This is a genomic window from Quyinboa sediminis (genome assembly GCF_042219855.1).
Taxonomy (GTDB): Bacteria; Bacteroidota; Bacteroidia; order Bacteroidales; family UBA5342; genus JBHJHP01.
The window spans coordinates 439,912-463,548 of record NZ_JBHJHP010000005.1; the positions used below are offsets into that span (position 1 = coordinate 439,912).

Sequence of the window (23,637 nt, forward strand, 5' to 3'; positions counted from 1 at the left end):
TTGATTAATAAACTATTTTGTAGATTACGTCCATCAAATTCTTGAAGCCTAAGTCCATAATAAATATTAACAGTGCAATTAAAACGGAAGCAGTTAAAACAACAATTGAACTGTTAACGAGTTCTGACCAGGTTGGCCAGGTCACTTTGTTTATAAGCTCGTCATACGAAGCTTTTATATTATCTACTAATTTCATAACATATGTTGATTGCACGGGTTGAGAGACTCGAACTCCCGACACCTGGTTTTGGAGACCAGTGCTCTACCAACTGAGCTAAACCCGTGTAAAAGTCCCAGTCATGAAATGGCCGGGACTTTATCGTATATTTTGAGAATTAAATAATTACTCAAGAATTTCAGTGATCTGACCCGCACCAACTGTTCTACCACCTTCACGGATTGCAAAACGTAAACCTACGTTACAGGCAACCGGATAGATAAGATCAACAGTAATTGTGAGGTTATCACCAGGCATTACCATTTCAGTTCCTTCAGGAAGTGTTATCTCACCTGTCACATCGAGTGTACGCAGGTAGAACTGAGGACGGTATTTATTATGGAATGGAGTGTGACGTCCACCTTCTTCTTTTTTCAGGATATAAACCTCAGCTTTAACTTTAGTATGCGGTTTAATAGTACCTGGTTTTACAATAACCATACCTCTTTTAACTTCGTTTTTGTCGATACCACGAAGCAGAAGACCTACGTTATCACCAGCCTGTCCTTCATCAAGAATCTTACGGAACATCTCAACACCAGTACATACAGTTTTCTTACCTTCAGCACCAAGACCGATGATCTGCATTTCTTCACCAGTTTTGATGATACCAGATTCGATACGACCTGTAGCAACAGTACCACGACCTGTAATTGAGAAGATATCCTCAACAGGCATCAGGAACGGCTTATCAATGTCACGCGGAGGAAGTGGAATCCACTCATCAACAGCGTTCATCAAATCCATTACTTTTTCTTCCCATTCAGGCTCACCATTCAATGCACCAAGTGCGGAACCGTGAATAATAGGAGTATTGTCACCGTCGAATTCATAGAAGTCAAGTAATTCACGTACTTCCATTTCAACAAGTTCCAAAAGCTCTGCATCGTCAACCATATCCACCTTGTTAAGGAATACTACGATACGTGGAACGTTTACCTGACGAGCAAGCAGGATGTGCTCACGGGTCTGAGGCATCGGACCATCAGTACCGGCCACAACAAGGATAGCACCGTCCATCTGCGCAGCACCGGTAACCATGTTCTTAACATAGTCAGCGTGACCAGGACAGTCAACGTGTGCATAGTGACGATTTTCAGTTTGATACTCTACGTGTGCAGTGTTAATTGTAATACCCCTTTCTTTTTCTTCAGGTGCATTATCAATAGAATCAAAAGCTTTTACTTCAGAAAGACCTTTTTTGGCAAGTACAGTTGTAATAGCTGCAGTTAAAGTAGTCTTACCATGGTCAACGTGACCGATAGTACCAATGTTAACATGAGGTTTCGACCGATCAAAATGTTCTTTAGCCATAACTCAAACGATTATATGTTTTATAAATAATTAAATGTTAAATTCTCATGTTTAGAGCCAACGACGGGAATTGAACCCGTGACCTCTTCCTTACCAAGGAAGCGCTCTACCCCTGAGCTACGTCGGCAGACTCGGTAGATTAGGGTTACCCCTACACCTCAAGGTAATGTTTGAGGCCATCTTTACCTCATCAATAAATTAAGATAAAGAGCCGGATCTCAGATTCGAACTGAGGACCCCGAGATTACAAATCACGTGCTCTGGCCAACTGAGCTAATCCGGCAAAAAGCAGAGCGGGAGACGGGGCTCAAACCCGCGACCCTCAGCTTGGAAGGCTGATGCTCTATCAACTGAGCTACTCCCGCAAAATTTCTTAGCAATTAAAACTGCTCGATCAGATCGTTGTCTCAAAGAACCTTGTTTTTGCATGCAAAAGCCGGTCGTTAATTTTAAAAATTAATCTGACTCAGAATGTTTTTTTCTTTTGCTCTGAACTTACTTCGTCAAGTAAATTCTTACTGTGGGAAGAGCAGGATTCGAACCTACGAAGGCTGAGCCAACAGATTTACAGTCTGCCCCGTTTGACCGCTTCGGTATCTTCCCGTTTTTAAAAAATTGTTCAAATTAACACCTCTGATTAATCTGCTTCAATCTTGTTCCACCAAAAAAAAGAACTTTAAAAAACCGTCCCGTCAGTACCCTGACGAAACGGTGTGCAAATGTAGATAATAATTTTTTTCTACAAAAATTTTTCCTCTTTTTTTTCTGTCTGCTTTTCACTTTCTAAGGCCTAATACGCAGCCTCCTGTATTAACGCTTTAAAAACTAACGTTTTAATTTTTCCTTGTGTTTTGTTAATTGTTTTTTTACCGCATCAATTGTCAAATCCAGTGCCTCCTCAAATGAATCCGCTGTTTTATCTGCAAACAACTCATTATTAGGCACATTAACCTTTAACTCAACCTTTTTATTGATCGAACTCTCCGGTTTAACAACACGCAGGATCACATCCACGGTTATTATCCCTTCAAAATACTTATCTAATTTTCCTACTTTCTTCTGAATAAACTGTTCAAGCTGTTCAGAATGATCGAAACGAACTGAATTAATACGGATATCCATAATTTTACCTCCATGATTTAAGCTCTGGGATGAGCTTTGTTGTAAATTTTCTTTAATTCTTCGAAAGTATTATGCGTATATACTTCCGTTGCAGACAGATTGGCGTGACCCAAAAGTGCTTTTACTGCGTTAATATCAGCACCTTTATTTAATAATATCGTTGCAAATGTATGCCGTAATACATGTGGACTTTTCTTTGACTGAGTAGTAATCATAGCCAGGTGTTTTTTCACTATTCTGTAAATCAACTTTTCGTATACCCCTTCTCCTTTATCTGTAACAAAGAATGAACCGGCAAGGTTGAACCCGTTCTTACTTTTTTCATCAATATATGTTAAAAGCGTCAGTCGAAGCTGATGGTTGACCGGAATAATCCGTTGCTTGTTCCTCTTACCAGTAACTTTTATTATACCGGAAGGAAGATCCACCATTCGGTGCGTTAAAGATACCAGCTCGCTTAAACGAATTCCTGTTCCGTAAAACATCTCTATAACTGCCTTATCCCGACATCCGGAGAAATCACTTCCAAAATCAGTATAATCCAGCAACACCTCCATCTCCTTTTCTTTGATAAAAGATGGCAAACGTTTTGGAATTTTGGGCCCTTCCACAAGCCTTACCGGATCAGATTTAATTATATCCTGCCGGAGCAAATACTTAAAAAAAGATTTTAAGGAGGAAAGTTTTCGGTTAACAGACTTCGGAGATATACCGTCGTCATAAAGCTGGGCAATCCACAAACGAATATCGGAACTGTCCACATTTTCAGGTTTGGGTTCATCACCACCAATAAACCCGAAAAACTGTTCGATATCCTTTTTATAAGCAAAAACAGTATGAGTAGAATAATTCTTCTCATACTGTATATATTTTAGAAATTGATCTATCAACATATATGGGCAAATCTCCTTAACGAATATACGAAAATATTAGGGATGCCCAAAATAGTTTAATCTTCTTCCTGCTGTAATTGTTGTTTATAAATAGCTTTGAGTTTTTGTTGTCTCATCTCTACAGATGGCTTTGTATAAGCCTGACGAGAACGTAACTCACGAACAACACCTGTTTTTTCGAATTTGCGTTTAAATTTTTTTAACGCTCTTTCAATATTTTCACCCTCTTTTACAGGAACAATAATCATATTATAATCTTTTTAATTTCGTTTATTAAAATTGGCATGCAAAATTATACAATGAAAATTAAAATGCAAAGTTTTTATTCAATTTTCACAAAACTATTTACAGCAATGCCTTTATTTCCCCGATAAATTTCATTGCCAGCTCATTAGCTGCCGATTCTGTTTCAGCTTCACTGTAAATTCTTATGATGGGTTCTGTATTTGATTTTCTTAAATGGACCCAACAATCTTCAAAGTCAATTTTCACGCCATCAATATCTGTAATATTTTCCGTGCTGAACTTCTCCTTTAACTGCAGCAGGATTGCATCCACATCAACATGCTGTGGCAGTTCAATCTTGTTTTTTGAAATATGGTAAACAGGATAAGTAGATTTTAATTCAGTAACGCTTGTCTTCTGCTTTGCCAGGTATGTGAGGAATAAAGCTATCCCCACCAGAGCATCGCGACCATAATGCAACTCAGGATAAATAACACCACCATTTCCTTCGCCACCAATCACTGCGTAGGTTTCCTTCATTTTTGCCACCACATTCACCTCGCCCACAGCTGCAGCGTTATAATCGCCACCAAACAACTCGGTAATGTCACGCAAAGCACGTGTTGAGCTGAGATTTGAAACAGTATTACCCGGTTTGGACTGCAAAATATAATCTGCTACTGCCACCAGTGTATATTCCTCTCCAAACATCGAACCATCCTCACAAACCACAGCCAGCCGGTCCACATCGGGATCAACCACAAAACCGATATCAGCTTTCTGATCTTTGATTAAAGCGGAGAGATCGGTGAGATTTTCCGGTAGGGGTTCCGGGTTATGAGGGAAATGACCATCCGGTTCAACGTTCAGCTCCAATACTTCCTCAACTCCCAGGGCAATTAATAACTTGGGCAGCACTACTCCCCCAACAGAATTTACACAATCTATTGCGACTCTGAACTGCGCTTTGGAAATAGCCTTCACATCAACAAGATCAAGTTTGAGTATCTTATTAATGTGGTGATCATCATAATTATTCTTAACCTTTACAGTTCCAAGATCATGAACATCTGCGAATTCATACTTGTTCTCAGCGGCAAACTTCAGGATCTGCTCCCCATCTGCAGCCGAGAGAAATTCACCATACTCATTTAAAAGCTTCAGTGCATTCCAGTGAAACGGATTATGACTGGCTGTAACAATAATTCCTCCCTGTGCAGCTTCATTAACCACTGCCATTTCTGTGGTCGGTGTTGAAGCCATACCAATGTTTACCACATTAATCCCCATCCCAATGAGAGTTCCTTCAATGAGCTGAACCACCATTGGCCCGGAAACCCGGGCATCTCTTCCAATTACTACTTTCTTGTTTTTCACCGAAGTGTTCTCACCCAGCCATTGGGAATATGCTGCTGCAAATTTTACTACATCCATTGGGGTCAGCCCTTCACCGGGTGCTCCTCCAATGGTTCCACGTATGCCTGATATCGATTTAATAAGGGTCATATTCAAAATTTAAGGCACAAATTTACGATATAATATACCACCTGCAAAACAACTTTTATTCAGAAGCTGAAATCAATGACATAGCCCGTATATTTTCTGACATTGAGGGCTCTGCCATCAGTAAAAACAAGGTATTGCCCTTTGATCCCGGCCAGTGTACCTGTGATCTTAACTTCCTTTTCCAGGTTTGCATTCTTCAGATTTCCCGAAACTCCGGAATATGGATACAGTATGCTTGTAACCTCGGGATTTGCAATCAGGTCATCATGAAACTCATCCGGCAAAACACTTTTGAAAAGCGCATAACTTTCTGTAAAGTCAGGATTTGCTGAGACAAGGCCAAGCATTTCAGACCATTTTGTCCTGTCGGAAAAATACTGTTTCATAAAATCTTCCACGACCCCTGCAATATGCCTGTTAGGAACTTCCAGCACAGCCATTGCAGCTACTGCACCCTGATCAATCCAACGGGTTGGCATTTGTGTTTTTCTGGTCACTCCAACCTTAAAATTGCTGGTATAGGAAATGTAAACAACATGAGGCTGCAGGTGATGCTCTTCAGCCCATTTCAGATCTCTGGCTTCACCCCACTGCACCTGACAAAGCTCGGGCCTCAGTATACATTCTTCCGTTTCGGGGCAGGATACAAAACAGTTGTAACAATAGCCCTGTGCAAATGACTTATTTGTTTGCTTCCCACACCAACTACAAATGATTTTGTTTTTATACACCAACGAAATCTCTGATCCAATAAGATCGTTGAGATTGGTACAGTCACCATCCGGTCCTATGGAATACCTTACAGGATTCCCGTATTCTGTATTCAGTTTTTTAAGGATGTATTCAGGCATGAAAAAATATTTTTATAAAAATAAAAAAAGCCGTCCAACGGACGGCTTTTCCCCTCTAAAAAAAATGTATTAAAATCGTTTCTCCTTGATTCTGGCTTTTTTACCGGTAAGACCACGAAGATAGAATAATTTTGATCTGCGAACCTTACCCACTTTATTCAGCGTAATGTTTTCAATAAATGGTGAATCGAATGGGAAAATTCTTTCAACACCGATATTATCAGACATTTTTCTAACGGTAAATGATTTCTTTGCTCCTTCACCTTTAATCTTAATAACTACACCACGAAACTGCTGAACACGTTCTTTGTTACCTTCAATAATTTTGTAATCTACAGATACCGTATCCCCGGCTTTAAATTTCGGAAACTCCTTTGGTTCTGCACTGAATTCCTGTTCTACTACTTTAATCAAATCCATGATTATCTATTTATCTGTTAATCAACGCGTAACATAACAGACCACTCTTATTCTGCCAGCGATTACACGAAATTTGGGTTGCAAAGATAGTAATAAATTTAATGTGACAAAACCGAAGATTGAAATAATTAACGACGCAGCAGACGTTTACGTCCGGGATTATACTTGAATCGCTTGTACTTGTACTTGTATGATTTCCGGTTATATTTCGGTAAGGACCTGAAGTTATTTGATTTGAATGTATATTGCACTCCAACCTGAATGGTGTAATAAAAATCAGAATATTCGGTTGGCCTACCATCGGAATAGGTTTTATAACCATCCATCAGGTCGGCACCTTCCATACTTCCTGACAAAGGTAGATTTCCTGTTAATTCAAGATTTACACCCCAGTTATTATCGACTCTGAATCTTGCACCACCTCCCAGCTTAGTCAAAAAAGTAGTTTGCGTTTCGGGAACGCCATTCAGATACGGATAATGTGTCCGGTCCGTATTATCCTCTCCTGCCACATAATCGGGATGAGCGGTGCCTAACATTGCATGATGATCATAGGATAAAATCGTCAGACTGGTAATGGTATAAAAATTAACCACCCTGTAATTATAGTATCCACCAATTATATTGTTAATATTAACATGAGCACCGAGACTCATTTCGTATTTTAAATTTGTATTGAATTCCAACAATGGATTTCCACTTTCATCAAGCCGGGTTCCCTGCAAGGTTCCCCTGTTAAACTGCAAACGAACACTGGCAGCCTCAACAATATCCTTTACAAACAATACGCCATATGAAATTCCCATATAGTTATTCTGTTTGTTCAGTTTACTGGCTTCACTCTGAAAGAGTTCCATTCCGAGATCGCCTGCGAAAATTGTCGGACCAAACATTACAGATACAGAGAGCCCCTTAGAAATATCATATCCCCTGTTGTATCCATAATATTGAGAATAAGCTGTAGTAGAAATAAAACAACTGATCAGTAAAAGTAACAGATATATATGGTAGCTTTTTCTAAGGCCCATCTACATTAACATTCAATTAACGACAAAGATATATAAATAAATCTTGCATTGCTCATTATTCAGAAACAAAAAAAAACAAATTATATTGTATATCAAAATAAAACTGTTCTTTAAGTCTGATTTATCACAATATTATTTTTTTCAAAATTCTTTTTTTTTGAATTTTAACGACCTGCCTTTATTCAAAAGGTTTACAGCCAAAAACTAACGGTTTTCCGTGATATTCAGATTTATGGTTTTATGTGATTTTTTTTTCCAAAACTCACCCTACATTTGTACTGCAAGTAACGTTCATCCTTAAAACTTGTTAGGTTTCCAAAATCCTTAACTTGAAACCCATTAGCCTAAAATAAAAAAACTCGCTTGGCAGCGAGTTTTTTTTTGTTATTAAAAGCTTTATTTTGACAACTTATCCTTTACTATTCCCGATATGGTTTTTCCATCAGCCTTACCGGCAAAGCGTTTGGTAGCCTCGCCCATCACCCGGCCCATACCGGCCATTGAATCGACACCAAGTTCACCCATCAACTTTACAATTTCTGTCTCCAGCTCCTCATGGGAAAGTTGTTTTGGTAAAAATCCGGAAATAATCTCTGCCTGATTTCGCTCATCTTCGGCCAAATCATTTCTGTTCTGGCCTTCATAGATTTCAGCAGAATCCTGACGTTGTTTCAACATCTTCTGAAGAATTTTCATTTCGGTATCTTCAGATAATTCACTTGTTGCACCTTTGGCAGTCTTAGCCTCTATTATCTCTTTCTTAATTCCCCTAAGGGTATCAAGCTTTACTTTATCTCTGGCTTTCATAGCCACTCTAAGTTCATCATTTACTTTTTGTTCCAAACTCATATGTATGCAGATTTAGTCGACCTGATTATTTAAAAATGAATTGTCTTCGTTGAGAGAAATACCATCGCCGTTTTCATTAATGGTGAACCTTGAAACTTCCTCGGGTTCATTTCCTGATAATTTCATATTACTTCGCTGATATGCGGGAATATTTTCCATCATGTCAATCAGTTTATCATTTTCAAGATCATCCGCCGACAGCGAATTCTTAAGCCCTATAGGATGTCGTTTAACAGATGGTGAGACAACCTCATATCCGGCATTATTCTGCTTGTTGCCATAAAACAGTTCATATCTTGCCTTATCATCGGTCTCTTTTTTGGTAAAATCAACTTCTTTTAACGGCTTTTCATCTGTTTCTACCTTTCCAAACTCAAGACGTGGCACATCATCATCATCCTTTCCGGGCTCAGGCTCAGCATCCTCTTCCTCAAGGTTAAACTTTCTTACCCTGCTTTTTTGCTTTTCAACCAGTTCAGGTATACTTTTTTCTGTGAACCCTGTCGCTATAATGGACACACTTACAGCATCACCCAGGGATTCATCATTTCCGGTTCCCCAAATAATGGATGCTTCCAACCCGACTTTCTCCTGAATGTAATCCGTAATCTGGCCAACCTCATCCATCGTTATTTCCACATTACCAGAAGTTATATTCAGTAGAATATCTTTTGAACCTGTAATATCATTATTGTTCAGCAGTGGCGATATAAGAGCATGTTCAATAGCCTTGTATGCCCTGTCATCTCCTGAAGCTGATCCCATTCCCATTATGGCAATACCACTGTTTTTCATTACCGTCTGCACATCAGCGAAGTCCACGTTAACATACCCAGGTAATGTTATAATCTCAGCAATACCCTTTGTTGCAGTTAATAAAACATCATCAGCCTTCGAAAATGCATTGGATAACTTTAGGTCACCATATATTTCTCTCAGTTTCTGATTGCTAATCACCAGCAGAGCATCGACATGTTTTTGTATTTCCTCCACTCCATCAAGAGCCTGTGTTACACGTTTGGCTCCTTCGAATAAGAAAGGTATGGTTACGATGGCCACTGTTAACAAACCCAGATCTTTGGCTATCTCCGCTATGACGGGTGCAGCACCTGTTCCTGTTCCGCCACCCATTCCGGCAGTTATGAAAACCATTTTGGTTGCACCACCGAGTGCTTCCTCTATTTCACGCACACTTTCACGTGCAGCCTCACGTCCAATGTCAGGCTTACTTCCTGCTCCCAGTCCTGAAGTGAGTGTTTCACCCAACTGTATTTTCTGGGGAACCGGAGAGTTATCAAGAGCCTGCGCATCCGTATTGCAAACCATAAATTCAACATCACGAATCCCCTGATGAAACATGTAATTTACAGCATTGCTTCCTCCACCTCCAACACCAACAACTTTAATAATTGATGGTCTTTGTTTCGGTAAACCTATTTCCAGTATTTCGTCCATTTTATTATTGTTTTGGTGTTTTTACATTGATTTATCTTCGTCATCAAAAAAGTTATCAACCGTCTTTAATATATTGCCAAACAAATTACCCGTCCGTTCTACTTTTTGTTTTTTCTGTTTGACTTTTTTATGCTCCAGAGTTTTAAATTCCTCTTTCTTAACACAATCTTCATTTGCTTCTTCCAATATTCCGTTGATACCTGCACAGGTGTTTTCATCCAGGTCTGGATGTAAATCTACAGCAGTGCCAGTACGAACATCCAACCCCGTTTTAAGTTTAACAAGCTGCCTCAGATCTTTTAACTGTGCGCCACCACCAGACAAGACAATTCCTGCGCCAAGCTTTTCGTATGCCCCACTCCTCTCGATCTGATACAGCACATTAGCCATTATCTCCTCCACCCGCGATTGAATGATATAGGCCATGGTTTTAAATGATAATTCCTTTGCATCCCAGCCCGGAGTTGCCGGTATCGTAATCCTGTCATCTTCCGACTGCGATTCTGCAACGGCAGAACCATGCTTGATTTTAGCCTTTTCTGCTTTATCGAGAACAATATTACACCCGGCTGCTAAATCCTTGCTGATGACGTTTCCTCCGAAGGGAAGAACTGCAATGCGTTTTAATTTACCACTCTGATATACAACAACACTGGTTTTTCCCGCTCCAAAATCCACAGATACCGCACCCAGTTCCTTTTCATCCTTACTCAACAGGCTGTCTGCAACTGCAAGGGGAGTTAAAATAATGCCAGCCAATTCGTAGCCTGCTTTCTCCATACATTTACGGATGGTTTCCCTGTCGTTGCGTTTAATGCCCAGCACCACATAATGACCTTCTATTTTTGAGCCATGCACACCAACAGGATCAACAATTTCAAATTCATCATCAACAACGAAGCCCTGGTTTTTAACATCAATGATTTCTGCCTCGTAATCCAAAACGATCGATTCATTTTCGCGTCGAAGCTCAGCTATCATCTCATCAGAGAACTCACCCTTCTGGTTCATTCTTTTGTAAGAACTATTCTCGCGTGCATAAATCATGCTCCCTCCGGAACCTACAAAGAATTTCTCAATTTTCTTACCAGTTGCTTTCTCCAGCGACAGACCAATCTCCCTTACAGCTCTGGCCACTGTATCGAGATTAATGATCAGACCACGAGTTATGCCTTCTGATCTTACTGTTTTAACAGCCAACACTGATACCGTTCCGTTGGCATCTTTTCTACCTAATACTCCTCTTATCTCGCTTGTTCCCAAATCCAATGCTGCAATAAATTTTTCCATGGGCTTTATTTTTTCGTACATACAACCTGATTCTCAAATTTAACGCTAATTTTTTTATACCGGTTCCAGCCTTCGGTATTAAATTTTGTTTTGTATAATGCCTCCAGCCGTGCAAATTTTTCTTCGATGTTATCGAGTGAACCAAACTCAATCTCGTGATTTCCCACACGGGGTATAATAGTCACATCCCTGTCGTCCACCACATTAATCTGTGAGATCTGTGCTCTCCAAAACTCACTTTCATCCAGAAACTTACCTAAATCAAATAGTCCCTGCTTAATTTTATCGTCATTCACATTGCCCGTTGCAACAGGAACGAAAGCCGTATAATGTCTTGAAAACGGCATTATTTCACCATTACTATCGATATAATAATTGCTTCTGTTTGTCAGCACTCTGATAAGAGGCCTGCGTTGATGAACATCAATTCTGAAAATTCCTCCAATGGTTTTATAACATTCACTTTTCAGTATTGAAGGATGCTTATCAATATAATCTTCAACGTCCTGTGCATTGATGTCGTTCATTCGTTGTCCTTCCAGCTTAATGCCTTCATGCTGTAGCATCATCAACACATCTGCCGGATCTATAAATGTATTGGTCAGGCTGTCGAGTACGGTGACTTCAATTCCGGTACAAATCAATTTACGATTGCTCTCGGAAACAAATCCCATGGTTACCACTATATAAATTAATGGTAAAACAACCAGTAATATGTTTCTTACTTTACGCATCCAACTCTTCAATAACCTTTTTTATTCCGCCAACCATTTCACCAATATCGCCTGCTCCCATTGAAATCAGCAACTCAGGATTGTTCTTCCTTATTGCCGCAAAAAGTCCTGACCTGTTAGTCAACACTTTTTTTGTCATTTTCACATCATTAAAAATTAATTCGGAACTCACTCCGGGAATCGGCTCTTCTCTTGCCGGATAGATTTCAAGCAGAATCAATTCATCCAGCATACTGAGGCTTTCAGCAAATTCAACAGCAAAATCTTTTGTCCTTGAATACAGATGTGGCTGAAAGATTCCGGTAATCCGTTTATCAGGATAGAGTTCCTTTAATGAAGCCAGTGTAGCTTTAATTTCTTTCGGATGGTGTGCATAGTCATCAATATAGATTTTCCGTGATGTTTTATAATGGTATTCAAAGCGTCTCCTGTTTCCTTTAAAGGAACTTATTCCGGCTCGCAACTCTGCATCGGTACATCCCAACAACGTACCTATCGCCAATGCAGCCACAGCATTCTCAAGGTTTACTCGACCGGGAACACCAAGCTGCAGGTTTACAATTTTACGTTCCGGAGTTAATAAACTGAACAGATACTGCCCGTTTTCAATTTCAATTTTCTCAGCATAAAAATCTGCCGGTTTTTCAATATCATAAGTAAAACTTTTTACACCGCTGTTCAAATCAGGATTAATCTGCAAACCGTTCCTGTGTAAAAGAATGCCATCTTCTTTTATTAGTGAGGCGAATTTATTGAAACCTTCTTTCACATTTTCATAATTGCCATAAATCTCAAGATGATCCGGATCAACCGAAGTAATAACTGCCGCATATGGTGTTAACTGATGAAATGAGCGATCATATTCATCAGCTTCAATCACTACATAATCACTATTATCAGAAACCAGAAGATTCGTTTTGTAGTTAAGAGATATACCTCCCAGAAAAGCGTTACAATCCACCGATGAGTTTCTCAGCAGATGACTGATCATGGATGAAACTGTTGTTTTACCATGTGTTCCGGCAACACAAACCCCCTTTTGTTCCCTGGTGATTAAACCCAACACCTGTGCTCTTTTTAAAACCGTGAAGTTATGGTGGTAAAACCAGGCTAAAACGGGTAACGAAAGTGGCACTGCCGGAGTAAATACAACGAGGGTGTCCGCCTGACTTCTGTATTCAACCGGTATACTTTCCGGATCAGAATCATAAGTTACCGCAATGCCTTCCGCTTCAAGCTCATCTGTCAGTTCCGATTCAGACCTGTCATATCCTGCCACATTTTTGCCCAGAAATTTAAAATAACGTGCCAGGGCGCTCATGCCTATACCGCCGACGCCTACAAAAAACACATGATTTATTCTGTTCAAATCCATTATTTCATCAGTTTTATGACCTCGTCTGCAATAAGATTTGCAGAATCCGGGAGTGCAAGCTTCAAAATCTGCATCTGAAGCTTCTTTAACTTAACTTCATCCCTGCTTAACTCAAGAGCCCTGGCTATAAGCTGATCTTCTGCATTTATATCTTTTACCATCACAGCAGCATCTTTCCCTACCAAAGCCATCGCATTCTTAGTCTGGTGATCCTCAGCAACATTTGGCGAAGGAACAAGTATCACAGCTTTGCCCAGCAAACATAGCTCAGAAATTGTTCCGGCACCCGCCCGCGAAATCACAACATCAGCTGCTGCATAAGCCATGCCCATATCTTTAATAAAGTCCGTGACATAAATATTTTTGTGTGTTTCCTTCAAGGCTTTTTGGGCTTCATTGATATAGATCTTACCTGTTTGCCAGATAAACTGCACTTCGTTTTCTGATATAAGCTCAAGACTCTTCATTACGCTACGGTTTATCGTACGAGCCCCAAGACTTCCACCCAATATAAGTACGGTCTTCTTTTCCGGATCAAAACCGAAAGACTTAACCGCTTTCAGCCGGTTATAATTCTGAAGGAGGTTCTGTCTGACAGGGTTTCCCGTAAGTATAATCTTCTCTTTTGGGAAATAGGTTTCCATGCCTTCGTATGCCACACATATTTTTTTCACCTGTCTGGCCAGTAATTTATTTGTGACACCGGCATATGAATTCTGCTCCTGCAACAATGCCGGAATGCCATTTTTCACTGCCTGTTTAACCAGTGGTCCGCTTGCATAACCTCCAACACCAACAACCGCATCCGGTTTAAATTCTGAAATGATTTTCCGCGCTTTTCGCAAGCTTTTATACAAACGAAGCAGAACCGTTATATTCTTAAGCGTCAGCTTACGGATAAAACCACTGACCGGTAATCCTATGATCGGATAACCTTCTGCAGGAACCCGTTCCATCTCCATACGGCCCTCAGCTCCTACAAACAAGATATCAATACCTGAATCTTTTTGTTTTAATGCATTTGCAATGGATACTGCAGGAAAAATATGTCCTCCTGTACCACCGCCCGATATGATAACCTTTTTACTCATTATCTTCTATTTCACTTACATCTTTTTTGCCCTGTTCCACTTCCTCAGCATCTTCTACCACAGCATACCGACTTACACTAAGCACCATTCCCAATGCTATAGAAGTAAATAATATGGAGGTTCCACCCATGCTCACCATGGGCAGTGTCTGCCCCGTTACAGGCATCAGGTTCACACTGACAGCCATATGTGCCAATGCCTGAAGCGTAAATGCCAGCATCAGTCCTATCACCAGAAAAGCCGGGAAGGTTGTTCTGCATTTTCTAACGATCACGCCTGCACGATACAGCATAATCAGATAAAACAGCAATACAATGATTCCAAAAAACAGACCTCCTTCTTCAACAATCATTGCATAAATAAAATCGGAATATGGATGCGGCAGGAAATCGCGCTGGATACTGTTTCCCGGTCCCTTACCAAACAACCCTCCGGTTGAAATGGCAATTTTAGCCTGGTTCGCCTGAAAAGCCTTATCCATATCGGCATTATCGTTTTCACCAAAGGTCTCTACCCTGGAAATCCAGGTATCTACCCGGTGAAAAGCTTTTACATCCGGAAACTGCATAGCAAGCAATACAATTAATGCGACGACCACAACACCGGCTCCAACAGTATAAAGCAGATATGTTACCGGAACACGTCCAATTAACATCATGGCCATACCGATTCCGGCAATCAGTACTGCGGTTGAAAAATCCTCGGTAAAGATCAGGCCGCAGACTATACCGATGGCAATCATTATGGGCCTGAAGGCATCGCGTGTCGGTTCATCATCTTTTTGTTTAACAGACAAAATGCGGGCGATATACATGATTAAAGCAATCTTTGCCATTTCTGACGGCTGAAAACTAAGTCCGATAACCGGGACTGTAATCCAGCGGGATGCTTCATTGAGACTATTACCTGAAAAAATCGTTAACACGAGTAATACGACTGAAAGTGGCAGTAACAATAAGGATAACCTGGAAAAATACTTGTAATGTATATTATGAACCATGATTATTACACCAAATCCAATCAACAGAAAAACTACATGTCTGAGTATATAATACGTCGTATTCCCATCCTTATACCTGTATGCCAGAGTTCCGGATGAACTGTAAACTGAGATGGCAGAAATAATAGCCAAAAGCAGTATGAGAATCCAGATGATGGAATCACCTTTAAAATATTTACTCAGAAACTGTCGCATTCTATAGTTTTCTTACCTGTTGTTTAAACTGATTTCCCCTGTCTTCATAATTTTTAAACCTGTCGAAACTGGCACAGGCCGGCGATAACAATACCGTATCTCCCTTTTTGGCAAGAAAATAAGACGTTTTCACTGCTTCTTCCATGGTTTCAGCTTCAACAATGGTATTCACTATGTCGCCAAACTGATCTTTTAATTTACTGTTGTCAACACCAATGCATACCAGTGCTCTAACTTTTCCTTTAACAAGATTCAGGAGTTCTGCATAATTATTCCCCTTATCTGTACCTCCGGCAATCCACACCACCGGTGTATTCAGGCATTCCAGAGCATACCAAGTAGAATTCACATTGGTTGCCTTGGAGTCGTTGATAAACTCAATGCCTCTCACCGCAGAAACCCTTTCAAGCCGGTGCTCTACACCTTTAAAATCGGACAGTGCTTCACGAATGGCTTCGTTCCTGATGTTCATTACCATAGCAGACAAGCCCGCTGCCAGAGAGTTACTGACATTGTGCCTGCCTTTAATTCCTAAGCTGGTTCTTTTCATATTAAGTATTTTATCCTGGTATTTCAATGTTATGTCTTCTCCCGCTTCCCAACCGCCATCTTTTTTAAGTGCCTTATCCAGTGAAAATGGCACCGGCTTTCCCTTTAAGCCTATTCTGTCAAGCCATTCTGTGGTAACCGGATCATCCAAATTATAAATGAATACATCATTATCTGTCTGGTTCATTGTGATGCGGAATTTGCTTTTGATATAATTCTCAAACTTATAGTCATACCTGTCAAGGTGATCCGGGGTTATATTGGTTAAGATGGCCACATCGGGTTTAAATTTTTCGATATCGTCAAGCTGGAAACTGGAAAGTTCCAAAACATACACATCATACGATTTTAAAGCTACCTGAAGCGCAAAACTGTCACCGATATTTCCGGCCAGTCCAACATTCAGTCCTGCCTTTTTAAAGATGTCATAAATCAATGAGGTTGTTGTAGTTTTACCATTGCTGCCTGTTACACAAACCAGTTTTGCACTGCAATACCATGATGCAAATTCAATTTCCGAAACAACTTTAATATTGTTCTCCCGTATCTTTTTAATGATTGGCGCTTTTTCAGGAATACCGGGACTTTTCATCACTAAATCAGCATTCAGTATTAAGGCTTCACTGTGTTGTTTTTCTTCAAAGGCTATCTGGTGCTGATTCAGCAAATGTTTATATTTATCAGAAACTGCTCCCATATCAGAAACGAACACATCGTACCCCTTGAGCTTTCCAAGTACTGCAGTACCGGCACCGCTTTCTCCAGCTCCCAATATGACCAGTCGTTTGTTTGACATTATCGCATTTTCAACGTTACAATTGACAATACAGCCAGAAAGATTCCTATAATCCAGAACCTGATTACAATCTTAGGTTCCGGGAATCCTTTCTTCTGAAAATGGTGATGCAATGGAGACATCAGAAAAATCCGCCGTCCTTCACCATATTTTCGTTTGGTATGCTTAAAATAGGACACCTGCATAACCACCGACAAATTCTCTACAATAAACACACCGCACAGAATAGGAATCAGTAACTCTTTATGAATAATGACGGCAATTACAGCGATAATACCACCCAGAGTAAGACTTCCGGTATCCCCCATAAATACCTGTGCCGGGAATGAATTATACCATAAAAATCCAACGGTTGCACCGATAAATGCCGCCATAAATACCACCAGTTCCTGAATCTGAGGGATATACATTATATTCAAGTATCCAGCAAATCCCACGTGACCGGACACATAGGCCAGGATGCCCAGCGTAGCACCAATAATTGACGATGATCCGGTGGCAAGTCCATCCAAGCCATCTGTCAGATTTGCTCCGTTTGATATGGCAGTGACAATAAATATGGTTATCATCACAAACAGAATCCAGGCCCACTTCTGTGCATTTTCGCCAAGAAAGAACAACAGATCGGCATAATCCAGATTGTTGTTTTTTACAAAGGGGATGGTTGTTTTGGTCGATTTAATATCCTGCTGAACATATTCCACAATTTCACCACTGCTATCCCTGACCGGTATCTTTTCCCTTATCGTTACATCATCGCTAAGATAAAGGGTCAGGCCAACGATCAGGCCTAACCCCACCTGTCCAATCACCTTAAATTTTCCTGCAAGCCCCTCTTTATTCTTTCTTACCACTTTTATATAGTCATCAAGAAAACCGATGCTTCCCAACCATACGGTTGTAATAAGCATGAGAATGATGTATATATTATCCAGTTTTGCAAATAATACTGCCGGAACAAGAATACCCATGAGAATGATCAAACCGCCCATGGTAGGTGTTCCCTGTTTCTGCATCTGCCCTTCCAGTCCAAGATCACGTACGGTCTCACCAATCTGCTGGCGTTGCAGCATGTAAATGATTTTCTTACCGAAAATGGTGGTCAACAATAACGAAGTTATAATGGCTGCCGCCGAACGGAATGAAATGTACTGAAACACCCCTGCCCCGGGAACATCAAGACTGTTGAGATAATCGAATAAATAATAGAGCATTATGTTCTTTGTTTAAAATATTTTTCCACTATTTCCTTGTCATCAAAATGGCTTTTCACACCTTTTACATCCTGGTATGTTTCATGTCCTTTTCCTGCAACAAGAATCACATCTCCGGGTCCGGCAAGCATTATCGCGGTATGAATTGCCTGTTCTCTGTTAGTGATCTTCAAAACCTTTCCTTTAGCATCCTCCGGTATTCCTGCATACATATCATCAATAATGGCATCAGGCTCTTCAAAACGTGGATTATCCGAGGTGAGGATAACCTTTTCACTTCTTACCACTGATGCTTCAGCCATCAACGGACGTTTTCCCTTATCGCGGTTACCACCGGCACCAACCACCGTTATCAGGTTCCCCTCTCCCCTACGAATGACATTAATGGAGTCCAGTACATTTATCAGTGCATCCGGTGTGTGGGCATAATCCACAATAGCTGCCACATCGTCGTTGGATTTTAAGGTTTCAAAGCGTCCGGCTACAGGCTTAAGTTTACTCATTTCCACCAATACTTCAGAAGGTTCTTCATCCAGAAGAACAGCTGCCGAATATACCGACAGCAGATTCATCGCATTGAAATCACCGGTAAACGAAACCCATACGTCATGCCCATCCATACTGAGTTGCATCCCGTCAAAATGACGTTCTATAATCTTTACCTTAAAATCGGCCATGCCTTTGGAACTGTATGATCTGATGTCTGCCTTACAATTCTGAACCATCACGGTACCGTTTTTATCATCCGCGTTATAGAGCGCGAAAGCCCCGGGTTTGAGACCATCAAAAAATTTCTTCTTCGCATCACGGTAAGCCGCAAATGTCTCATGATAATCCAGATGATCCCGGGTTAGATTTGTGAATATGGCACCATCAAAGTCCAGTGCTTCAATTCGATCCTGATCTATAGCATGCGAACTTACTTCCATAAAACAGTATTCACACTTCGCCTCCACCATCTCATGCAAAAGCCGGTTTATGGTGATCGCATCAGGCGTTGTATGTGTTGCTTCAATTTTAGTATCATCCACGTAATTAGCCACAGTGGACAACAAGCCGGCCTTATAACCGAATGCCTGAAACAAATTGTATAACAAGGTTGCAATGCTGGTCTTACCATTTGTTCCTGTCACACCAACCAGAGTCATCTGCTGTGAAGGATGGTCAAAGTATGCTGCAACCAGCCTGCCCAGTGTTTTCGATGCCGAGCTAACACGGATAAATGTTACGTGTGCAGGCATCTCTTCCGGTAAAACTTCGCACACAATTATGCCTGCCTGTTTTTCAATCACCTGAGGTATATAAACATGACCGTCAGTCTGTGTACCGCGCATAGCCACAAAAAGATCACCCTCACCAACTTTCCGGGAGTCAAACTCAATTGAACCAAAAATAACATCCTTGTTACCCACGATTTCCAATGGTTCAATTTCCGGTAGTATATCCAATAGTTTTTTCATCACCTTAACCTTATATATATTGTACTGGCACCTGTAATTCTTGCCCCGGGGAGAATGGATTGCTCCACCACCCTTCCAACCCCGCTCATGCGTACCGATAATCCTGCATTTTCAAGAAGGAACAGTGCATCTTTTGCCCCCATTCCCAGTACATTTGGTACCAGACCATCGATAATGCTCAGGGATTTAACCTCAATATGATCACCTCTATTATAGGTATGCGCCCAGTCACCGTTACTGGACTCATCTTTTATATTCACCTCGAGTCCTGAAAAAAGCGTCATTAAATCTTTCTTATTCCCGTCAAGTGTAACAGGGACTTTAAATTCAGGATCAGGATCTTTTTCCTCTTCATGTTTTTGCATATCCACGTTCTGCACATAAACCTTATCCGCGATTTCACGAAATACATTTCCGGCAAGTACATTACCGTAAAAAACACTTTTTGTAGGGCTGTTAACTGTCACAATGCAGGTATACTTTGGATCGTCGGCAGGAAAATAACCACAGAATGAGGCATAATACTGCTTTCCGCTTTCACCAATATACCCTTTTGTTCCCTGGGCAATCTGAGCTGTTCCGGTTTTACCGGCAATTTTATAGTGCAGATTCTGAAGATTGCTGGCTGTACCGTTTTCCACCACACCCTCCAGCATCCGTTTCACTTTTTTAAGTGTTTGTCTTGAACAGATTGAAGCGCTCAACACTTCAGTATCATATCTCTTTATCATGTCACCATGATAACTGATCCCTTTCACAAAACGCGGTTTTACCATTTCACCGTCATTTGCAATTGCATTGTAGAAGGTTAATGTCTGAATAGGTGCAAGCTTCACCTCATAACCAATAGACATCCATGGCAGTGAAAGTCCCGACCAGGTGTTATTTCCAGGATATGCGATATAGGGCTTTGCCTCACCTGCTATTTCAATATCAAGTTTCTGATCCAGTCTCATTTCCAGCAAGCGGTCAACGAACCGTTTTGGATCATCCTTATAATTGTTAAATATAATTTTTGATACACCGATATTGGAAGACTTTTCAAAAACCTCCTGTACAGGAATTCTTCCATAACCTTCTTCATGACTATCCCGCATAGGAACACCAAAATAATAATGTACACCATGTTCTGTATCAATTGTATCGGTGAGATCAATTACGCCATCTTCCAGCGCCACAATTAATGAAGCCAGCTTAAAGGTTGATCCCGGTTCGGTTGCTTCACCGATTGCAAAATTGTAGGTTTCACTGTAACTACCATCCGATGTTCTTTCCAGATTTGCAATGGCCTTTATATCGCCGGTCTTCACTTCCATCAGTATGGCACTTCCATGGTGTGCCGCATTCTTCTGAAGCTGAGCATAGAGTGCCGTCTCGGCCACATCCTGCAGATCAATATCAATGGTTGTTACCACATCGTGACCATCAGTAGGCTCAACCACATTGACTTTCATGCGTTTTCCTGAAATGGTTTTTGTCAGACTTACACCTTCTTCTCCTTCCAGCACATCGTTATAGGCATTTTCAAGACCAACAACTCCCCGGGTCTTTTCATAATTCAGTTTCCCGATTGTCCGTGCAGCCAGTTCACCGAAAGGTAACTTCCGTGTATCATATTGCGTTGCTATAAATCCGCCTTTATTTGAGCCCAGTCGAAAGATCGGAAACTTCTCAATTTTCTGCAGCTCCGTAAAACTCACCCGCCTCCTGTTGATGGTGGAATACCGGTTCCCGCTTTCAAATCCACTGATCAGCTTTATTTTATAGTCCTGTTTTGATCCATCTTTAAAAAAACGCGATAACTGCAGAGCCAGACTATCCACATGCTGCATAAAGTATTTATAGGTCAGGCCATCAGCCCTGAAATCCATATGGATGCTGTAATTGGGAATCGAACTGGCCAGCATACGTCCATCACATGCCAGGATGTCTCCACGGTTGGCAGGCACAGCAACTTGTTTCGAATTTTCCCCAACCTGCAACTTTTTCCATTTATCCCCCTCCACAAACTGGAGTTGCAGAATACGTCCAACAATAGCAAATGCAAGTAGCAGTACCATAATGTATACCACTACTATTTTTCTTACTATTTCTTTTTTTATGGACATCTCAGGTTAACAGTTATTTCTCAACCACCAGTTTTTTAGCCGGCTCACGCGATTCTTCAAGGTCAAGACCTTTTTCCTTTACCATCTTTGAAACTTCTGACATGCGGCTCAGACTCATTAGTTCAGAGGCTGTTGTAATCGATTCAAAACGTAATTCCTTAAGTTCTTTTTCAATTTCAACTATGTTTCGAATTGTTTTTTCACAACTATACCGGTTGCCGATGTAGAAAAAAATCAGAATTGTGATATATATGATAAAGCCCAGGTTTCTGACAACCCACTCACGCGTTTTTTTTCCGTCTAAAATATCTTTGATGGAACTGGTGGAAAATTCCGGCTCTTCGTTCTGCGATTTATTTTTTGATTTTAAATTCAGTATCCCCATTCCTTTTAATTAATTAGTTTTTTTCTGCCACCCTTAACTTGGCACTTCTTGATCTCGGGTTTCTATCCAGCTCTTCAGCATCAGGTATCAGAACTTTTCTGTTGACCAGTGTAAAAGGAGATAGCACATTGCCGTAAAAGTCTTTTTCAGCAACACCCGAAAAGTTTCCGCTTTTAAAGAAGTTTTTTACCAGTCTGTCCTCCAATGAATGGTAAGTTATAACACTTAACCGACCACCAGGTTTTAGCAGATCACCCGCCTGTTCCAACATTTGTTTTAAGGCCGTCATCTCTCCGTTTACCTCAATCCGTAAAGCCTGAAATGCCTGAGAGAGATATTTCATTTCGTGCCTGGCACTGGTACAACCTACTGCAATATCCCTGAGCTGGGCTGTTGTTTCAATATCGGAGGAACTACGGGCAGTTACAATTCTGGAAGCCAGCAACCGCGCATTTCTAATTTCCCCGTAATAAAAAAACAGATCAGCAAGTGTCGCTTCATCATATTTGTTGATCACCTCATACGCAGTCAGGTCGGATGACTGATTCATCCGCATATCCAGCTTGCTGTTGAACCGAAATGAAAACCCCCTGTCTTCCGAATCAAAATGGTGAGACGACACGCCGAGGTCGGCCAAAACACCATCCAGGTTCTCAACTTTATAATAGCGCATAAATTGCCTTAAAAAGCGAAAGTTTCCATTGATAAATGTGAACTGTGAATTTTCCGGAATATTGTTTAACGTATCCTTATCCTGATCGAAGCCGAACAGTCTTCCACTCTTTATATGCCGGAGAATTTCCCCGGAATGCCCGCCACCACCAAAAGTTGCATCGACATAGTTCCCATCAGGTTTTATATTCAAACCTGCAACGCTTTCTTTCAGCATAACCGGCAAGTGATACTCGGGCATCTAATTCTATTTTTTTACTGATCTACATTTTCCAAACTTCCATTCCCTAAAATCTCTTCAGCAAGAGTTGCAAATTCATCATCATCCATCTGATTTCCATCGTATGTGGTTTTGTCCCAAACCTCAATAACCTTATCCATACCTGCAAGCACTATCTCCTTATCCAAAGCGAGCATATCGAATAGTTTTCTGGGAATCAGCACACGACCGTTTTTATCCATTTCAACCTCAGCAGTATCCCTGAAAAACTGAGCTTTAAACTTCTTGTGATTGCGATTGTAATCATTAAGCTTACGCCTTAACAGTGCAACCTGAACCTCCCACTCCTTTATCGGAATCAACACCAGACAATTCTGAAACACATCTTTACGAAAGACAAACCGCTCCCCTTCATCTTTTTCAAGAAGTTTTCTGAATGCCGAAGGAATCGCTATACGTCCCTTGGAATCAGCCTTTACGGTATAATCTCCCACAAATGACATTTGCTGATTTTAATTCCTGCTAAAATACGAATATTTTTCCCACTTTACCCCACAATACCCCACTTTTTTCAACAAATTGTAAACATATGTTAATAACTTTTCCCTTTATTAATCATGGATTTAGGACACTTTCCTAAATAATTCAGGGTTGAAAAATAACAAAAC

Annotated in this window: 23 protein-coding genes and 5 tRNA genes; all 28 read right to left on the minus strand. The window is 40.7% G+C overall.

The annotated features are described in order from the left end of the window. Positions 1 to 4: 4 nt before the first annotated feature. The 28 genes from secE to mraZ all read right to left on the minus strand — a co-directional run bounded on the left by secE (position 5) and on the right by mraZ (position 23,472). Positions 5 to 196 (minus strand): preprotein translocase subunit SecE, encoded by a 192-nt coding sequence (gene secE / locus ACE1EF_RS14290; protein WP_375721361.1) that lies wholly within the window; start codon positions 194 to 196, stop codon positions 5 to 7. Between the two features lie 15 nt (positions 197 to 211). Continuing rightward, positions 212 to 284: transfer RNA gene (locus ACE1EF_RS14295), tRNA-Trp, on the minus strand. Positions 285 to 343: 59 nt separating this feature from the next. Then, positions 344 to 1,531, minus strand: a complete 1,188-nt coding sequence (gene tuf / locus ACE1EF_RS14300) for an elongation factor Tu (RefSeq protein ID WP_375721362.1) — start codon at positions 1,529 to 1,531, stop codon at positions 344 to 346. A gap of 55 nt (positions 1,532 to 1,586) precedes the next feature. Beyond that, positions 1,587 to 1,658: transfer RNA gene (locus tag ACE1EF_RS14305), tRNA-Thr, on the minus strand. A gap of 82 nt (positions 1,659 to 1,740) precedes the next feature. After that, positions 1,741 to 1,814, minus strand: a tRNA-Thr gene (locus ACE1EF_RS14310). Between the two features lie 9 nt (positions 1,815 to 1,823). After that, a tRNA-Gly gene (locus tag ACE1EF_RS14315) sits at positions 1,824 to 1,896 on the minus strand. A 156-nt stretch (positions 1,897 to 2,052) separates the two neighbouring features. Beyond that, positions 2,053 to 2,134: transfer RNA gene (locus ACE1EF_RS14320), tRNA-Tyr, on the minus strand. A gap of 222 nt (positions 2,135 to 2,356) precedes the next feature. Beyond that, positions 2,357 to 2,653 carry a ribosome hibernation-promoting factor, HPF/YfiA family gene (hpf, locus tag ACE1EF_RS14325; RefSeq protein WP_375721363.1) on the minus strand — a complete coding sequence of 99 codons (297 nt, stop codon included), beginning with the start codon at positions 2,651 to 2,653 and terminating at the stop codon, positions 2,357 to 2,359. Positions 2,654 to 2,670: 17 nt separating this feature from the next. After that, positions 2,671 to 3,546, minus strand: a complete 876-nt coding sequence (locus ACE1EF_RS14330; RefSeq protein ID WP_375721364.1) for a tyrosine-type recombinase/integrase — start codon at positions 3,544 to 3,546, stop codon at positions 2,671 to 2,673. A gap of 56 nt (positions 3,547 to 3,602) precedes the next feature. Then, complete coding sequence (gene rpsU, locus ACE1EF_RS14335; protein WP_375721365.1) at positions 3,603 to 3,794, minus strand: 30S ribosomal protein S21; 192 nt, start codon at positions 3,792 to 3,794, stop codon at positions 3,603 to 3,605. A 97-nt stretch (positions 3,795 to 3,891) separates the two neighbouring features. Then, entirely contained in the window at positions 3,892 to 5,277 is a 1,386-nt protein-coding gene (glmM, locus tag ACE1EF_RS14340; protein WP_375721366.1) for a phosphoglucosamine mutase, read from the minus strand. 59 nt (positions 5,278 to 5,336) lie between these two features. After that, on the minus strand, positions 5,337 to 6,128 hold the full coding sequence (locus tag ACE1EF_RS14345; RefSeq protein ID WP_375721367.1) for a DUF2797 domain-containing protein: 792 nt from the start codon (positions 6,126 to 6,128) through the stop codon (positions 5,337 to 5,339). 69 nt (positions 6,129 to 6,197) lie between these two features. Beyond that, positions 6,198 to 6,548, minus strand: a complete 351-nt coding sequence (gene rplS, locus ACE1EF_RS14350) for a 50S ribosomal protein L19 (protein ID WP_375721368.1) — start codon at positions 6,546 to 6,548, stop codon at positions 6,198 to 6,200. A 128-nt stretch (positions 6,549 to 6,676) separates the two neighbouring features. After that, positions 6,677 to 7,576, minus strand: coding sequence for a hypothetical protein (locus ACE1EF_RS14355; protein WP_375721369.1), 900 nt, complete (start codon positions 7,574 to 7,576; stop codon positions 6,677 to 6,679). 396 nt (positions 7,577 to 7,972) lie between these two features. Beyond that, positions 7,973 to 8,425 carry a GatB/YqeY domain-containing protein gene (locus tag ACE1EF_RS14360; protein ID WP_375721370.1) on the minus strand — a complete coding sequence of 151 codons (453 nt, stop codon included), beginning with the start codon at positions 8,423 to 8,425 and terminating at the stop codon, positions 7,973 to 7,975. 12 nt (positions 8,426 to 8,437) lie between these two features. Next, positions 8,438 to 9,880: a cell division protein FtsZ gene (gene ftsZ, locus ACE1EF_RS14365; protein WP_375721371.1), complete on the minus strand. Its 1,443-nt coding sequence runs from the start codon at positions 9,878 to 9,880 to the stop codon at positions 8,438 to 8,440. A gap of 21 nt (positions 9,881 to 9,901) precedes the next feature. After that, positions 9,902 to 11,170, minus strand: coding sequence for a cell division protein FtsA (ftsA, locus tag ACE1EF_RS14370; RefSeq protein ID WP_375721372.1), 1,269 nt, complete (start codon positions 11,168 to 11,170; stop codon positions 9,902 to 9,904). A gap of 5 nt (positions 11,171 to 11,175) precedes the next feature. After that, positions 11,176 to 11,904 carry a cell division protein FtsQ/DivIB gene (locus ACE1EF_RS14375; RefSeq protein WP_375721373.1) on the minus strand — a complete coding sequence of 243 codons (729 nt, stop codon included), beginning with the start codon at positions 11,902 to 11,904 and terminating at the stop codon, positions 11,176 to 11,178. Next, positions 11,897 to 13,279: a UDP-N-acetylmuramate--L-alanine ligase gene (gene murC, locus ACE1EF_RS14380; RefSeq protein WP_375721374.1), complete on the minus strand. Its 1,383-nt coding sequence runs from the start codon at positions 13,277 to 13,279 to the stop codon at positions 11,897 to 11,899. The genes ACE1EF_RS14375 and murC overlap by 8 nt, the downstream gene beginning before the upstream one ends. Continuing rightward, positions 13,279 to 14,370 (minus strand): undecaprenyldiphospho-muramoylpentapeptide beta-N-acetylglucosaminyltransferase, encoded by a 1,092-nt coding sequence (gene murG / locus ACE1EF_RS14385; RefSeq protein ID WP_375721375.1) that lies wholly within the window; start codon positions 14,368 to 14,370, stop codon positions 13,279 to 13,281. Before murG ends, murC begins: the two co-directional genes overlap by 1 nt. Then, the gene (locus ACE1EF_RS14390) at positions 14,363 to 15,565 is read right to left on the minus strand and encodes an FtsW/RodA/SpoVE family cell cycle protein (RefSeq protein WP_375721376.1); all 1,203 of its coding nucleotides are present in this window, start codon (positions 15,563 to 15,565) and stop codon (positions 14,363 to 14,365) included. Before ACE1EF_RS14390 ends, murG begins: the two co-directional genes overlap by 8 nt. 1 nt (position 15,566) lies before the next feature. Beyond that, positions 15,567 to 16,910, minus strand: a complete 1,344-nt coding sequence (murD, locus tag ACE1EF_RS14395) for a UDP-N-acetylmuramoyl-L-alanine--D-glutamate ligase (protein WP_375721377.1) — start codon at positions 16,908 to 16,910, stop codon at positions 15,567 to 15,569. Beyond that, the gene (gene mraY / locus ACE1EF_RS14400) at positions 16,910 to 18,124 is read right to left on the minus strand and encodes a phospho-N-acetylmuramoyl-pentapeptide-transferase (protein ID WP_375721378.1); all 1,215 of its coding nucleotides are present in this window, start codon (positions 18,122 to 18,124) and stop codon (positions 16,910 to 16,912) included. The genes murD and mraY overlap by 1 nt, the downstream gene beginning before the upstream one ends. Beyond that, on the minus strand, positions 18,124 to 19,584 hold the full coding sequence (locus tag ACE1EF_RS14405; protein ID WP_375721379.1) for a UDP-N-acetylmuramoyl-L-alanyl-D-glutamate--2,6-diaminopimelate ligase: 1,461 nt from the start codon (positions 19,582 to 19,584) through the stop codon (positions 18,124 to 18,126). Before ACE1EF_RS14405 ends, mraY begins: the two co-directional genes overlap by 1 nt. After that, positions 19,584 to 21,692, minus strand: coding sequence for a penicillin-binding protein (locus ACE1EF_RS14410; protein WP_375721380.1), 2,109 nt, complete (start codon positions 21,690 to 21,692; stop codon positions 19,584 to 19,586). The genes ACE1EF_RS14405 and ACE1EF_RS14410 overlap by 1 nt, the downstream gene beginning before the upstream one ends. A gap of 13 nt (positions 21,693 to 21,705) precedes the next feature. After that, entirely contained in the window at positions 21,706 to 22,077 is a 372-nt protein-coding gene (locus tag ACE1EF_RS14415) for an FtsL-like putative cell division protein (RefSeq protein ID WP_375721381.1), read from the minus strand. A 13-nt stretch (positions 22,078 to 22,090) separates the two neighbouring features. Beyond that, positions 22,091 to 22,990 carry a 16S rRNA (cytosine(1402)-N(4))-methyltransferase RsmH gene (gene rsmH / locus ACE1EF_RS14420; RefSeq protein ID WP_375721382.1) on the minus strand — a complete coding sequence of 300 codons (900 nt, stop codon included), beginning with the start codon at positions 22,988 to 22,990 and terminating at the stop codon, positions 22,091 to 22,093. 14 nt (positions 22,991 to 23,004) lie between these two features. Continuing rightward, the gene (gene mraZ / locus ACE1EF_RS14425; RefSeq protein WP_375721383.1) at positions 23,005 to 23,472 is read right to left on the minus strand and encodes a division/cell wall cluster transcriptional repressor MraZ; all 468 of its coding nucleotides are present in this window, start codon (positions 23,470 to 23,472) and stop codon (positions 23,005 to 23,007) included. Between the last annotated feature and the right edge of the window lie 165 nt (positions 23,473 to 23,637).